Origin of the sequence: Shewanella sp. MBTL60-112-B2 (genome assembly GCF_019655055.1) — a bacterium.
Lineage (GTDB): Bacteria > Pseudomonadota > Gammaproteobacteria > Enterobacterales > Shewanellaceae > Shewanella.
In genome coordinates, this window is the sequence record NZ_BPFA01000036.1 from 1 (window position 1) to 14903 (window position 14903).

General features: G+C 39.8%; 11 protein-coding genes. 1 reads left to right on the top strand and 10 read right to left on the bottom strand.

The window, feature by feature from the left end; genetic code table 11:
• Positions 1–464: O-methyltransferase (locus K5Q73_RS18280; protein WP_220766161.1), on the top strand; the 464-nt coding region annotated here is incomplete at its 5' end.
• A gap of 150 nt (positions 465–614) precedes the next feature.
• Here the strand turns inward: K5Q73_RS18280 and K5Q73_RS18285 are convergent.
• The 10 genes from K5Q73_RS18285 to K5Q73_RS18330 all read right to left on the bottom strand — a co-directional run bounded on the left by K5Q73_RS18285 (position 615) and on the right by K5Q73_RS18330 (position 14902).
• Entirely contained in the window at positions 615–1958 is a 1344-nt protein-coding gene (locus K5Q73_RS18285; protein ID WP_220763083.1) for a bifunctional 2-polyprenyl-6-hydroxyphenol methylase/3-demethylubiquinol 3-O-methyltransferase UbiG, read from the bottom strand.
• Complete coding sequence (gene dndE / locus K5Q73_RS18290; protein ID WP_220763085.1) at positions 1955–2308, bottom strand: DNA sulfur modification protein DndE; 354 nt, start codon at positions 2306–2308, stop codon at positions 1955–1957. The genes K5Q73_RS18285 and dndE overlap by 4 nt, the downstream gene beginning before the upstream one ends.
• The gene (gene dndD, locus K5Q73_RS18295; RefSeq protein ID WP_220763094.1) at positions 2308–4338 is read right to left on the bottom strand and encodes a DNA sulfur modification protein DndD; all 2031 of its coding nucleotides are present in this window, start codon (positions 4336–4338) and stop codon (positions 2308–2310) included. Before dndD ends, dndE begins: the two co-directional genes overlap by 1 nt.
• 1 nt (position 4339) lies before the next feature.
• Complete coding sequence (locus K5Q73_RS18300; RefSeq protein ID WP_220763096.1) at positions 4340–6106, bottom strand: DNA phosphorothioation system sulfurtransferase DndC; 1767 nt, start codon at positions 6104–6106, stop codon at positions 4340–4342.
• Positions 6099–7208 (bottom strand): DNA sulfur modification protein DndB, encoded by a 1110-nt coding sequence (dndB, locus tag K5Q73_RS18305; protein WP_220763097.1) that lies wholly within the window; start codon positions 7206–7208, stop codon positions 6099–6101. The genes K5Q73_RS18300 and dndB overlap by 8 nt, the downstream gene beginning before the upstream one ends.
• Positions 7209–7355: 147 nt before the next feature.
• The gene (locus K5Q73_RS18310; RefSeq protein WP_220763099.1) at positions 7356–8501 is read right to left on the bottom strand and encodes an HNH endonuclease domain-containing protein; all 1146 of its coding nucleotides are present in this window, start codon (positions 8499–8501) and stop codon (positions 7356–7358) included.
• 28 nt (positions 8502–8529) lie between these two features.
• The gene (locus K5Q73_RS18315) at positions 8530–10566 is read right to left on the bottom strand and encodes a DNA phosphorothioation-associated putative methyltransferase (RefSeq protein ID WP_220763101.1); all 2037 of its coding nucleotides are present in this window, start codon (positions 10564–10566) and stop codon (positions 8530–8532) included.
• Positions 10567–10610: 44 nt separating this feature from the next.
• Positions 10611–10796, bottom strand: a complete 186-nt coding sequence (locus tag K5Q73_RS18320; RefSeq protein WP_220763104.1) for a hypothetical protein — start codon at positions 10794–10796, stop codon at positions 10611–10613.
• Between the two features lie 79 nt (positions 10797–10875).
• On the bottom strand, positions 10876–11454 hold the full coding sequence (locus tag K5Q73_RS18325; RefSeq protein WP_220763111.1) for a hypothetical protein: 579 nt from the start codon (positions 11452–11454) through the stop codon (positions 10876–10878).
• A 4-nt stretch (positions 11455–11458) separates the two neighbouring features.
• Positions 11459–14902 (bottom strand): SNF2-related protein, encoded by a 3444-nt coding sequence (locus K5Q73_RS18330; protein ID WP_220763113.1) that lies wholly within the window; start codon positions 14900–14902, stop codon positions 11459–11461.
• Position 14903 lies beyond the last annotated feature (1 nt).

The window sequence follows — 14903 nt, forward strand, 5'->3', positions numbered from 1 at the left end:
TTCCTGATAGCATCCCTGAAACAAAACTGGCTAAGGCTGAGACTTTTTCAAAAATAGTAAGAGATATATTCGTTATAAAGATAAAAAATGTTCTCAGTAATAAAAATTCAGCGCTAGAATTTCCCGAAAAATGGTCATTTGAACAAATAATATATTTTCAATACAAAGATGGTGCCGACATGGCCACTTTAGGCTGGGTTTTCTATCAGAATAAAGATAAACCGAAAATTGAGAGTTGTAACTTTCAGGCAGATGTGTTTAGCAGGGCATCGGACGAGTCATATAAAATCAATATTCCGAATTTAACTGTAAAGGAAGTTAGTAGGTTACAAAATGCTATGCCTATATCTGGTGAAATAAACAGAGAACAGTTTCCAATTGAAATATATTCAGATGAAGATATAGCTGCATTTTCAAAAATTTATAAATACTACCCTAGTTTTATGAGTGTAGAATTTGCGTAAAATGTAACTAACGATATGTACATTTAGTTACAGGCTATACTTAAATTTAAAGTGGGTAAGTATAGTTTTTATACGCTCTCACTTAGTTTTATTTATTAGCCCCTAAATTATTAGGGGCTAACGCTGGTTAATTTAATGGCATCTTTTAATTCATTTTCTAAAAATATAGTTTTCAAATATTTCAGCTCCTGAAATGGAACTAACTGTAGACCATGATTTGATATGTGTCATGCTCAAATTGGACTCTAATATCGTTTTTACTCTTTGGAAATCGTGTTGAAAAAAATCTCTTCCCTTGCTTTTTGACTTGTCAACTTTTGACTTTAGTGAGAAATATAAGATCCCACTAGGTTTTAAAGATCTATGAAGTTTGGTTAATGCACTTTGGAACTCTGTTTCATTTAAATGCAGTAATGAAGCACATGCCCAAACTAAGTCAAATACTGGTGGATACTTGATGATTTCAAAAGATAAGTGCTCACAACATGCAAAAGGGTATTCATTACACATTTCTACCATATTTTTTGAAGCATCAAATGATACGACTTTGAATCCATGTTGAATAAAATACTTTGTGTCTCTTCCTACACCACAACCAGCGTCTAAAATTTTAGAACCATTCGGTACAAATTCTCGCACTATATCATATGTAAACTTCATATCAGATGAGTTACTAGTTTGAAGGTAATAGTCAAGATGATTTTTATTGTAAAAATCGATAGTTTTATTTGTTAGTACAGTAGCTTCTTTGCTGTTGTTAATAATTTTTGTTAGTTTATAAATCTCACTATTTATAGCACCATTTATCTCAAGTGGGAAAACGATATTTTCTAAGTGTTCTGCTTGGTCTGTTAGCTTACCTTCGCTTGCAGATTTAATTATTCTGTAATGCGCAGCTAATTTCCCTAGCAATGGATGTAAAGCTGAGTTGTCTATATAGCCGCTGTTCTCTTCAATTAACTTTATAATTCTGTCTGATATGTTTAATATGTGATTAAGTAACTCTTGGTCATGTAGTTTAAATCTATCAATTCCTTTGGTTTTGCTTTCTGGCTTATTTGTTAAGTAGCGCAGCGTCCTGAAGTATTCACCTTGTTTTTTGAGGTGTTTTTTTTCATCGTTAGCGAAGTGTTCATATATAACTCTTGATTCTTCTAAATAAGCATTCAGTGGACCGTAAAACTTTTCAATCTTTTCTTTCGCTTTTAAAATATCTTCTTTGTCTTTCTCTCTTTGCAAAAGATTTAGTTGATGTTTATGATCTTTTGAGTACTTTATAACTGTAAATAGAGCAACAAAAAGTGAAATGAAAACTGTTGCGCTAGATGTTAAACCAGTAAACTCACTAGCTGATAAACCAATAAAGTTTGATTTTTCCTCTTTCTTATCTTTTGGGATAACATTAATAATTGTATGTAATTCAGCTAAGGAATTACAAGATGAGTTCATCTGGCCAGAATGCTTCGTATTAGAAGTTTCCTCCATTTTAGTCATAGAGTTATAGCCTCAGAGATACATGATAACTGTTTGTGGTTTCTTAAGGATGCTATTCCATCCTCAACATGAGCTGCCCAGGCTTGCTGATATGCTTTTGAATCTAGCTCTGGGTAGTACATTTTTAGCATTAATTCAGTGACTTCATTAGTTTCACCTAACCAAGTAAACTTATCTAAAATTAGTGAGCCATCGAGCTTGGCTTCTTGGCCGCGATACCTGAAGTCTGACTCGATTGAGCGGAAAAAAGCGATACGCGCAGATACGTTTGGTGTAATGCCAGTAAACTGCTTAAGTTTTTTCAACTGCTCTTCAGTAGAGCGATTTAGGTTCATCCTATTTGGTAGCATTAGTTGGCTCCTACTACTGAATTTTGTTGTACTTCATTATGAGCAGAGTTTTGTTCCCAGAAATAACCTTCACGCAGTTTAGATGATTTAGTGGCGCCATCAAACTGGATCTCAAAGGCATGAGAAATATCATCTTTTAGATAATCTTCACCAAAGTATGCTTCATCAATCTCGGTATCGGTAGACAGAATTATCACCTGATGGCTCGCCTCAGGGAAGTAGTGCTCAATCAGCTTATCTCTGTGTTTTGAGTCGAGTCGACCTAGCGGCGTATCTATAATAATTGGCAGTTTCTTACCCGATGTTTTACCTAATGCTTCGAGAATTGAAATAGCGTAGATCTGTTTTTCACCGGCAGACAGGCCTTTACGGCTAATGGTGTGTTGATTCTCATCGATTAACTCAACGTCAAAGGTAGTAGTGTTGATGCGTGCTGAAAGCTTTAGGTCTTCTTTACGTGCCAGCTTTTGATAGCTTTTGATAAACTCAGCTTCTAGTTGTTTAACACGTACGGCAGTCAGTTGCTCACTGAATTCAGCTAACAATGCATGAGTATTTTGCGCGTTTGTTAGCGATGCTTCAGCGGTAGAGGCGACTTTATGCTTGTCATGCAGCTTTTGTACTTTGCGCGCGTAATCAATTGCTTCACGGTATTTTCGTTTCGCCGCTTCAGTGGTATCTCTATGCTCTACAATTGCAGCGGTACGACGGCTGTTAAGCTCTTTTAACGCTTCAAGTTGCGTCTCCAGTTGTTCTTGCTCTGGTGCGCGGGCAATATTAATTGAGATTGAATCAAGCTGCTCTTCAACTATAGTTAGGCGTTTACGTGCTTCGTCGAAGCGCTTATAGGAAGAGGGCGCTTGGTTGTTAATCTGCGCTTTTATTTGATCGTATTCTCTATCTGCTAAATCAAGCTGAATATCAGTCTTAACCTGCTGTGATTCACGCTCATTTAAACATTCTTTTATTGTTTCTAATGCGACAAAAGAATTAGATAGCGAGAATGATAACTTCTGCTCTAATTCAGTTAAGAAGCCCTTTAGTTCAGAGTTAAAACTATCAGCTTGCTTAGCTTTCTTTTCGGCTTCTAATTGAGTGAGTAGTGCTTGCATTGCATTGGGGGCCAATGCAAATGGTAGGTCACCTTCCATCTCCGACCGTAGTGTTTTTTCTAGTTCTTTGCGTTCAGCGTCTAGTTCAAACTGTTTAGCCTTTTCTTGCTCACGGCTTTGTGCCCAAGCACCACCTCGTGAAGATAGAGCAAGTTCGGTCTTTTCGATATCTTTAGCTATTAGTTCGATTTTTGCACGGCACAATGATGCTTTGTTGGTTAGCTCAACTGCGGCATGTTCTGCTGCTGTGCGATCAGATTCTAACTTTTCAATTTGAGCTTTGATGTTATCTGGCATTGCTGCGGCATCATGGCGTTTTAGATAGATAGCTAAATCACTACGCAAACGCTCAGCAACATCAATACCTAAAAGGCGTCTAACTGCTGTTTGCAATACTTCACCGGATTCATCTTCTGCAAGATCGGCAATTTTTTCCCCGTCGAAGAAGAATAGGTCTGAGATCCCCGGAGGAATAAGCTCATTAAGGAAGCTTTGGCATTGCTCGTAACTCATACTGCTGAGTTCAGTGTTGTTCTGCTCTAGAACTAATTTATCTTTTTGGCCACGCTTCCAACCGCGGGTGACGCGATACTCGCTTTCAACACCATTTTGGCTATGAGTAAAGATAAGTTGGATAGAGGCTTTATCTGCACTAATGCCGACACCATTATGAATCAGTGCATCTAGCTGTTCTTGATATTGAGCTGAGTTCATGCCGCGACCAAATGCTGCGCGTCCGTACAAGGCAACACGGACTGCAGATAAAATAGAGGTTTTACCTGCACCATTTAATCCACCAAATAACACGATAGGCGATGCAGCCGTTTGGTGTTTACGGGTTACTCTTGGTTCTAAGTCAATCTCGTGTACGCCACGAAAGACTCGAAAGTTATTGATCACCAGGCTTTTGATTATCATCTTAAAACTCCACCTTGGCTTGCTTTTCTAGCTCAAGAATTTCACGTTCATATTTGTCGATTTGATCTTTATGGATATCAAAATCTGACTTACTTTGCAGTTGAGCGTGGCGCTGTTTGATTTCATCAAGCGTGCCCCAGTCTTGCCTTAGTAGCGTACCTAGTTTATCGAATACACCGGTACGACGACTTAGGCCTTCTAAAGAAAGCTCAAGATCCAAAAGCTTTTGTACCATTTCAGGCTCAACGTTATATTGCTCGCCTAAATCGGTAAGAATCTGCGCTTCAACTTCACCAAAACTGGAGTTGTCGTTAATTACCCAATTAAGGTTGACACCAAATACTTCGCGATAGATTTTTGGTAGTGAGTCAGCCCAATCTGGTTCGTTTGGATCGTTTAACCATTCTTGACGAATAGCGTGTAGTTCAGGCTCGGTAACTAAGGTGACTGAATAGCCATCTTTATTGAACTCTCTTTGTTGCACTAACAGTTCAGTTAACCACTCTTTACGGTATTTAAGCCAATAAGGACCGGGAACGTGTGCGCGCTCTTCAGATAATTCTTGGCCGTCCTTTACGCGTTGATAATTGACTTTACCTTGGCGTCGTTTGTAATTGCGGTAGATATCTTTGTTTGCAGGCACATTCGTTTCTGCCAACTTATTACGGAATGTCAGCAGTGGTTGCATCCATTCTTCACCATTTTGGATCAAGCTTTCCATTGCACGGTCTTTTGTGACCACGGTACATGTCCAGCAACCGAAGCGTGAGTTACCGCATGAAGGCGTACTATCGTCGATAACCATAGGGCATTCGCCTTGGTCTGATGAATCTTTATATAGATTCCATAGAGTAAGGTTTTTACCACCCCATGGGTTTTCCCATTCAAGACCATATTCATCAGCCCACTTTTTACCTATCCCCATCGGTGAAATGGTCACCTCTAAACTACAGGCGCGAATTAGCTTCCATACGTCGTCCATACTCCAGGTATCAATTGGGGTATAGATAAATGCATTGGCTAGCGTGGTGTGACGAGCTAGTCGAGTGTTCTCAATTTTATGCTTGGCGATAACCTGCGCACGAGACGCACTTTCTTGGCTGCGAGAGCCTAAAATAACAATCACTTCGTCATGCTGTGATACCTTATCTTTAATAAAGTCACTAACAGGATCGATTTTCATGCGCTCAGTACACCAACGGAAACTTTGAGTTGGTGCAGGGTAACCTTTACCCAGTAAACATGACCAAAACGTTTGGTGCGGTTTTGGTAATACTTTATGTGTTGTTAACGGTAGACCATCTTTCTTGGCATTATTGCCAATGCTTTCAAGTGAACGATTTACATGATCGACAACCAATGGAGTTTCTACCAATGTGTCTGATGCCACAACATATACTGGCTTGGTGCGCTTAGATTCATCAAGTGATAGCAGAGCTAGGTAAATGAGCGTGACAACGGCTGATGAATCTTTACCACCACTGTAGCCAATTACCCAAGGGCGGTTATCAGAACAATAAACACTTTGAACATCATCGATAAAGTGTTTTAACGGAAAGCCTTCGTTATTCTTTTGTTCACGCAATAGTTCTCGACATAAATTGATACTAACTTGATGCTTTAAAGAATCATCGAGTTTGTCGTATTTATCGAGACCTGCTGGTAACGTATCGCTGTTTTTGTATCGCTTGAAACCAGCAAAGAATTCATTTTGAATATATTCTAACTGCTCATCATCTAGCGCATCGGCTTGGAATAAATCAGCCATTGGATGCCTCACTACTTGGTATATGTTTATTTTCTAGAGCGCGTTCTTCCGGCGTTAATGATAGAGATAAGCTTTGCTTGAGTGCATTTGTCGTCAACATTATGTTGGTTGACGCTTTGCTTAACTTGCCATGTAACATGCTGCGGTTGGCCCATACAGGGTTGGATTTACGCCAATCTACATTTTTTAACTGCTTAATTGTTTCTTTCCAGTCATCAGGTTGCGCTGTGATTAATGAGCAACCTAATGCACCCAACGCATGGAGGCCAACGCCGTGCGCATGCACATACTCTTGCCTAAACTGCGAAGGAGATAATTCTTTATTTATTACCATTTGCCATTCAGGTGTTTCTGCAAATACTGCTTGCCAATAGTCAGCGGCTAACTGTTTCTCTTCTTCAGTGAAGCTGTCTTTAACACCTTTACCTAGCAGAGCTCTATTAGCTTGCTTTAAGCTGCTTAAGGTAAATAGTTTGCCGCTTTTTGAGCTTATGCTGGATTTTTCCATTTCAGTAAAACCTTCGAAAGGTTTAACATTTTGCGCTAGATACCTTGCAAGCTCGGCGCTTTCATCGCGACTATCATAAAGAGCTGCCAGAGAAGGGCTGGGTTTTACTGCATATTTGTTTAGATCTGCAAACATCTGTTGGCTGCGTTTCAGTCCTTCATCGACAAAAAACAATACTGCAATATTATCGTGTGCAATCTCTGGTTGCTCTTTGATTGCTGCTTCAATTGCTGCACGTCTATGTTGTCCATCATTAATTAGGATCTGTGCGTCCATGGGGACTTTCAACGTACCTAGATTTGGGGTGTTGTTGTGATCACTTTCTTCGAATATCACTGTAGACGCAACAGATACAGTTAGCGCTGAAAAAACGTAGTCTTTTGGGTTTTCTACTAAATAACGTACCATTTCAGGGATACGTGATTTGTTTAACGTTCGCTGGGCACGCAACTCTGGTGGCACTTCTTCTTCGTCAAAAACGAAGATCTTGGGAATAGTGCTAAGAGGACAAGTTGCTATATAAAAGGGCTTTCCTGCTTGAATGCCTCTAACTGCTGGAAACGAAAAACAATAACCATCTTGTGGGCTTTTCATATGAAACTCCTAACGTTAAATATGACGTTAGTTAAATCTTAGTACGTCAACTTATCACGTCAAACATATAGTAAGACGTTATAGGTATAACGAGGAGGGTGAATATTCTAGATGATTATTAGATGCAATGCACGGAGGAATTACAATTTATAACTGGTTAGGTATACAGTGTTGGTTTGACTCTGATTTAGTCCACTTCCAGTTTGGCTCAAACCCTTGTAAGCCTGCAGAGTCCAGCACTGTTTGTAATACGTGGCTCAGCTTGCCAGTGAATTTCAGTTTGTCAGTTAATTCGCTTTTTGGGCACTGAAGGATGGTTATATAGTCATCAATGATGTCAATACGTCGGTGCTTTATTGCCATAGTAACAGCTTCAAAATGTAGCTTTGTAAAGTCCTGTAAAAAGCATTTGTCTGGTAGTTTGTTACTTTTAGACGAGTTACAGCTGTTTAATATAGGCAAGAGGTTCCAAAACTGATTATGGGCAACATAGGACCAAGGTACAAAATGGTCTAATTCGTAATTGGCAGTGCTAAGTTGCTCTCCGGTAAAAATGCATTTGGGTTGATGTTGCGAGATAAATTCATCCCAAAATTTCCGCTGCTTAACTAATGATTCACGTTTAGTATTCAACGTCAGTTTATTGCTTATCGAAGGCGTGTTTGGGTTTTTTCGCTGTAAGTAACGAATCCAATTTAGCTCGGCCCAACCTTGAACTAAAATGATGTTATTGCATAAGTACTCATACCAGTCTGGGTGTAATGTTATTTGGGGTAAATTACATTCTTCAATAAAGGAAATTTTGTAAATAGGTTTAACAATGTCGAACTGACTTTGTGATAGTTCATACGTTAGGTTATTTTTTTCGGCATCCTTTTTGCCTTGTAATTCGGCACTAAAGAAGGGTTGAAGTAAACGGTATGGCACATACTTTAAAACTTGTTTGTTAATCTTAGCGTTGTTAGTTTTGGCTAACTTTTCGAGCAATAGTGTAAAGGGCTTACCTTTATGCTGTGACAGGTCGACTGCTACTAAATTTAGGTCGTAGAGGTGTTGAACAATTTGATCTTGAGTGCCGAGGTTTAATTTAAAATAGACTGATGGTACCCAAGCGTGAGCTAATAAGTAATGCGCCAGTTCAGTGCTGTTAATTTTTCCGTCCTGCGTTTTCCCATCCTGAATCAAGCTAAGTAAAGCACGAAAGAAAAGTAGCTTGTAGGAGTTGGTTGTATTGTCGAATATTCGGCTTAAGGCAGGAATATCGAGTTTATTACTGGACGGGAGCGGTAACATGAGAAACTCATTAACAATTAAAGTTGCATCATGTTACAGATTTAATGGTAAATCCAATGATTTTTTTGTTTAACATTAATAGCTTTGAGTCAAATTCACATTTGGACATAAACACATTGTCATGCTCATTAAGCCCTAGCAGCTTGCCTAACCTCTTATCAAAACTTAACTGCTTTTTATAAGTCTCGTCATTAGATGCTAACAGTAAGTGCTTGTTGATAAGGGGTGGTCTTGCGTGCTCATCAACATAATCGAAAAAGTCCACATCAAGTTGCCACATCTTGACCTTGATACGTTCTCGTAGAGCAGGAAGAGGGCTAGTGTCAAAATTATCGTAGCCCATAAAGCTGACTTTACCTGATGTTATATGGATTTTTACGATGTCTATTTCGTCTAACTCCCCATATAACTGAACGGCAGCGCCAACATAAACTCTCAGCAAAGCTGGCAGAAGCGGCAGAAATTGTTTGTGCAGTTCAAGAGAGTGGCCATCGTTTAATTTACTTGCAGGTAGTGTTTGATGTGCTTCAATACATGCTTTTTCAATCTCTTCGGTATTTGCGATCCGGTAGAGTAGGGTTTTAGCTTCTGCTTGGGCAACTTTATAGGTGTCGAAGAATACTTTTATATCTCGCTTCAGCTCATTGGGTAAGTGTGTGTAGCCTTTATGCTGTTCAAACTGACATAGAGCAAAATAAACCAATAAGTCCTCTCGCCGAGTTGCAATTGCTGCCTCGAATACTCTAGTTGCTTGCTCACCTTGTACTTGTAGTAGCAGTTTTAGTGCTTTCTTGGCGTTTCCAATCGCGGCGTTTATCTCTGGGGTTTCAGTAAACTCTTCTAAAACGGGTAAACGGCCAAGTTCTAAGCATCTGTCCCAAAAGCGGTTAAGTAGCTCGTGATGTTTCGTAAACAGCAGCCTTGCTTGTTCTTCACTTGTTGGAGTTGGTGTCGTTAATTGCTTCCATGAATGGTGGCGCTTAAAGCGCCCAGAAAGAAAACGTTGCTCTTCAAGTTTATCTTTAAAAATGTAGAAAATACCGGGAGCAATAGTGATTGCGTTTTCATCAAGTGTGCGCTCTATATAACCTTTGAGCTCTGATTGCGCATAATACTTTTGAAAGGTATTTATCGATGTGATGACACCGTCTTTATAGGGCGTGAACTGGCTAATAAATTTGTCATTGGCTAACATTGCAGAAACGACAAGTAATTTTGTTGTAAGCTCCCAAGCGCCAAGGAGTGCTTCATCTCGCTCAACTTTATCTTCAATCACATTAATGACAAAACCGATATTAACGAGATCGGACTTTACCTTTTCAGCTTCTGGGCGAAAGTTTGGATCCCAACCTAGAGCATCTAATCCGTGGGCTTCTAATTCTGTTAAATCATCGCCGCGACCGCAGCCATAATCGAAGATGGTATGCTCGCCATTAAGGTAGCCTTGCTTGGCGAGTTGCTTCATCGGTGCGGAGAGCTCGTGCCTTACAATCGCAGTTTTATGGCGCTCAATACTTGGTGCTGTTGTATTGCTTGGATCTATAACTGCAGAGCTGCGAAATAAACGGCCGTCTACCAACGTATAGCCATGCGCCTCAATGGTGCGTAGCCAACTCTGCTTGAAACCAATCATGCGGCTATTTTGGTAAAGTCCGGCATTTTCTCCTTCTTCAGTGATTGCTTTAAATTCATCGAAACATTCATGTTGAACGGGAAGCATGGTTTCTTTGCGGTGCAGGATTGGCGGATTGTCACCGTCTTTGTAGTCAACGATACGGTGGCTTAGTTTATTGAGGTCAACCGTTACGCTTTGAGTGAGTGATGGATAAGCTTCTGTGAAAAAGGTCGGGTAGGAGAGTAGCGATAGTCTGAATTCATTCCGTGATAACTTAACTATATGCCACTCATTCGGATCTATTTTAAGTGCGCTGCCAACTGCAAGAATAAATTGAGTTAGGGTGTTATCTAAATCTGGAAAGCAGTCTTTATGTAGGTAGATCGCTTCAGGTAGTTTCTTCCCTAAAGGGATTGAGCTAACGAGTTGGTTAAATTTAGTTGCGTCCACGCTTTATCCTTAACTAGCTTGCTGCTTCATACTTAACGTTTGAGTTAGTTACCTTTTGGCGTGAGTAAGTACAGGTAGGCATTACCTTGCTTTTTAAATGTTAATTCACCACGTTCACGCTTATGCATAAGCTCACAGCCAGACAAACCCAAATGCTTCATGGCTTCTTTACTCGTAAGCCAAAGACTAGGCTTATCACTTTGTTTACTGTCTAAATTGTTATCAGTCATCTTGGTATTTGTCGTTAGCCTTAGTTAACTCACTAATTTTAGTTATAGCACTTTGGCTGAACGCTATGCCATTACAAAACTAGTAATCAAGCTGTTTTAACAAGGATAAGGCGTTGTCTCCAATGGCTCGTTTACCTGGCGTTCGTCGGCCTGTGACTTCATTGGTATTCATGAGTTGTACAAACTGACTCATATCAGGCCCATAGCTGATATGCAGTGACCGTGTTTTACCATAGTAATAGATACGATCGAACTTTAAGTTTTCTGCAATCCATTGTGCGACTTCATCCATCTGGTTTGGCATTGAATCAACAACAAAATCTACCGCAGCGCCAAGGCGAGGACAGATTAGCACTCCTTTGCTATTTAGCTCGTGAGAGGCGTGCTGGTCTAGATTTGGCGCAATATGTGGATTTTTATTTTTAGATATTGCTCGCGCTAATTCTGGCGAGCAAAATCCATAGGTGAGGGTGATTGGACCAAACCTGTCAACAATAGGATCGAGAAGGTGTACTGCAACCTCTTTTAATGCAACCCGCGATTCAGCTTGTTTAGGGGTATTTGCAAAATCACTTTTTACACTTCCCCCCTCACAATATGTTAGATCTTGGATGTAAAAGTACTTACTTATTGCAGTATTTTCTCTTTGCTCATTCATTGGGCTACATATCACCACGATGACGTTCTTTTAAAAGGAGCTGCTCGACTTCATAGTAGGTACTTGGGTAACGTTGTATTTCATTAAGTATTTCAGTACCGTCAAAAACAAGAATATTGTGACTATCGGCAAATTTTCTACTGGTGACAGTAACATTGGTTGCATTGGTCACAAAAATCAGCTGTGTGTTGTGACTACTATTTAAATAATAAGACGGTGCTTGTAACAGATCTTCGAGTGCACGCTGTGCATTGTAAAATGCCTTATTGATATGCTTAATCTGAATAAGTTGCTCACCTTCTGGCGTAGTCAAGATAACATCTGCTCCCTTATCATCTAACTCTTCGGTCAGTGTAATTTCAAATGCCACGGCTCTTTTAGCTAAAGTGAGTGCGACAAGTGCTTCAAACTGCTTCCAATTTAGACTATCAAAGTTATTTTGATTAATAACTGTGTCGTCATTGAGTCCATTAATACCACCGGGTATTGGCCTGATATCTTCAGGTGTTACAACTGCATCTTTTAACAAGGTTTTTGTTGATAGCAGTTTATGCAGGTTGACATCAAATGACTCAAACTTAGGGTGGTGAGCAATCGGAACGTAGATATTTACATCCTTTTGCTGTCCGATTCTGTATACGCGATCAGTCGCTTGTGCCTCTTTTGCTGGGTTCCAATGCCTTTCCAGATGGATAACATTATTAGCGCCAACAACCGTTAAACCTACCCCCGCAGCTACCGGTGACATAATGATAATGTTAAAGCCATCTTTAGCTTCGAACTCGATAATCATACTTTTACGAGTTGGTACATTGGCCCGTTTAGATACAGCTTTAGCATCACCATTGATAACTGATATTTTTTCTAATTGATAAAGTCTCGCTAGCGCAATGCTAAGAAACGCCTGTAGGCGCTTATTAACGGCAAAGATAATGACTTTTTCTCTACGATTACGTATTTCGTTTAATATCAGAATAACGGAGTCTAACTTGCTAGATTGGCTTAAAAACTGGCTAATTGACTTTTCTTTTTGCGGTACGTCAATCTGATCTTTAGTGAATAGTTTTGGATGTAAACTGACATCTCTGAGCTGTTGCAGACAAGCTAGTGCAGCATTTGAGTCACCGTTGTGGCTATTAACGATGACTTGCTCGTAATGATTAAGCTGCTCGTTTTCCATATAGGAGCTAAGTTGTTGCTGATATACCCAAACCGGATCGTCGTTAAGGCCTACAAATATATTTTTGGCTGGTAAATCCGCTAGGTTATCTTCCTTAAGCCTTCTAAGCATTAAAGCGCCTACGTTTAAACGCAGCTTTCGCCCAACCTCGCTTCTAACCATGTCTAATTCATCACTTGCAGCCGCAGTGATTGGGGTAACATAGTTACGACGGAAATCTTGGTAATTACCTAAGTAGCCAGGCATTGCGGTATCAACTAAACACCAAAAATCAGCCAGACTATTTTCAACCGGTGTGCCTGTCGCAAGTAGCTTAAATTCAGCTTTTAAGCCCTTTGCCGCACGAGTTTGTAATGTATTAGGGCTTTTTATATTTTGCGCTTCGTCAAAAATAACAAATGACCAATCCACTCTACAAAGTGAAAACTGATAGTCTCTTAGCGTTTGGTAGGTTGTGATGACTAAGCGTTTAGGTTGATCAAGTCGCTCACTATGGAAGTTTTTTCCTACCTTTAATGAATATCTAATATCGGCTTCATCAAGGCGTCCTTCGCCATGGCTATTTTGATTTTTAGTTTCAGCACTAGCGCCTGAAATTTTAAATCTTTTTAGGTCGGCGTTACCTTGCAGTATTACGATATCGGTAAATGGTGATTGGCTAAATGTTTTTGCGACTTCGTCCTTCCAGTTCTCAAGTAAGCTCAATGGCGCTACGATTAGTACTGGCTTTGAATCTTTGCCTGAAGCTGAGTTAAGTTGAAAGTAATGGGATACTGCTGATAATGAAACGAAGGTTTTGCCTAGGCCCATATCATCAGCAAGCAAAGCGCCAGTGACTTTATTATCGGCAATGGTTTTTTGAGTTAAGCCTAAAATCCATTGAACGCCTGACTTTTGATGTTCGAACGGTGTTCTTTTATGATTACTCCAATCTAGTGGCTCTTTATAAAGCACTTGTTGGATTTGCTCTTCAAGCCTCGGTGACGCTATTTCTAACTCTTCATCATTTAGAACGATATCAACCACGTAAGTTTCATGATCACTTTCAGGTTCAATATCTGCTTCTGAGTTATCGAATAGTGATTGCTCAATTTCTTTTCGCTTTAACGCTAGCTGTGAATCAATAGCTGTTTTATCTCTAATATCGACTTCTCGTTCATTGAAGTCCAACATATCTGCACCTGCTGTTACAGCATCTGTGTATGTGGCTTCAAATTCGGTTAGTTGATCTGCATCTTTAATGAGTGGTGTAATATCAGATGTTGGTGGCAGACTGAGCTTTGAAAGTTGCCCGAACCAGTCAATCTCATGTTGATCCGTCTCACCAAAATATGCGTGTTTAAATGTTGAAGCACCGTTAACTCGGATACTAAAACCAGTATCTAGATCAACTAGCGATGCATCAATATACGCTTGAGGCGTTTTAAGAAATTGCGCCACTTGTGATTGTGGTATGACTCTGTTTTCTATTATTTCTTGTGTTGCTTTTAGTGTCTTCTCATCAAGTAAAATGATTTGATCTTTTACTCTTAACGCAGAGTGTACTCCGTTTTGGACTTGTCCAAGACGAGCACGTATTTCATCAGTATTGCTGGCTTGACCTAATTGTGGGACTAAATGCAGATTACCTTGCGCATCTTGCTCGCCAATCACGCTGACTTGCTTTGGTGAGATAATTTCGATGTCATTGAAATGCGATAAATCGATTTCTAAACCGGCTTGGGTACCTTCTTGCAACTGGTTAATGAACTGGAGGTTATCAAATTCTTCTTTTTTACTTTTGTTGTGTCTAGTTAGGGCCGTAAAGGCTTTTAGTTGGTCACTGTCTAACAAATATTGCTGACGTTCAGAAAAGAAAAGGATGGGGCCTTTTAATATATAGGCGCTAGAGTATTGGCCTTTATCATCGGTACATTGAAGCGATACTCTAAAGTTGTTTCTGCGAACTTCACCTTTCACTTTTGCATTAATTTTTCCATTCCAAGCTGGAGGTAATTGCAGCAGAATACGTGCTTCGTCATCAAGTCGAACTGCATTTTCATCTTCAACGATGAAGCCATTTGGAATAGGTTCTGCTAACCCTTGCTCAACTAGCATGTTGAGAAATACATGTTGGTGCTGGATCCAAGAAGGGGCTTTAAGCTCATTGAGTAACTTAGTTAACTTATCCGTGGTAGAGAAGGTTAATTCACCATCATCGGCACTAAATTGGTATCTTTGCTCATTATTACTCTTGCCAAGAAGTTGATTAATAAGAGAGTTAAACATA

What these genes read in the sequence shown, in the direction of transcription:
- K5Q73_RS18310 (WP_220763099.1), bottom strand. Translation starts at nt 8,501, where the DNA reads ATGTTACCGCTCCCGTCCAGTAATAAACTCGATATTCCTGCCTTAAGC.
- K5Q73_RS18330 (WP_220763113.1), bottom strand. Translation starts at nt 14,902, where the DNA reads ATGTTTAACTCTCTTATTAATCAACTTCTTGGCAAGAGTAATAATGAG.
- K5Q73_RS18325 (WP_220763111.1), bottom strand. Translation starts at nt 11,454, where the DNA reads ATGAATGAGCAAAGAGAAAATACTGCAATAAGTAAGTACTTTTACATC.
- K5Q73_RS18285 (WP_220763083.1), bottom strand. Translation starts at nt 1,958, where the DNA reads ATGACTAAAATGGAGGAAACTTCTAATACGAAGCATTCTGGCCAGATG.
- K5Q73_RS18300 (WP_220763096.1), bottom strand. Translation starts at nt 6,106, where the DNA reads ATGGCTGATTTATTCCAAGCCGATGCGCTAGATGATGAGCAGTTAGAA.
- dndE (WP_220763085.1), bottom strand. Translation starts at nt 2,308, where the DNA reads ATGCTACCAAATAGGATGAACCTAAATCGCTCTACTGAAGAGCAGTTG.
- K5Q73_RS18320 (WP_220763104.1), bottom strand. Translation starts at nt 10,796, where the DNA reads ATGACTGATAACAATTTAGACAGTAAACAAAGTGATAAGCCTAGTCTT.
- dndB (WP_220763097.1), bottom strand. Translation starts at nt 7,208, where the DNA reads ATGAAAAGCCCACAAGATGGTTATTGTTTTTCGTTTCCAGCAGTTAGA.
- dndD (WP_220763094.1), bottom strand. Translation starts at nt 4,338, where the DNA reads ATGATAATCAAAAGCCTGGTGATCAATAACTTTCGAGTCTTTCGTGGC.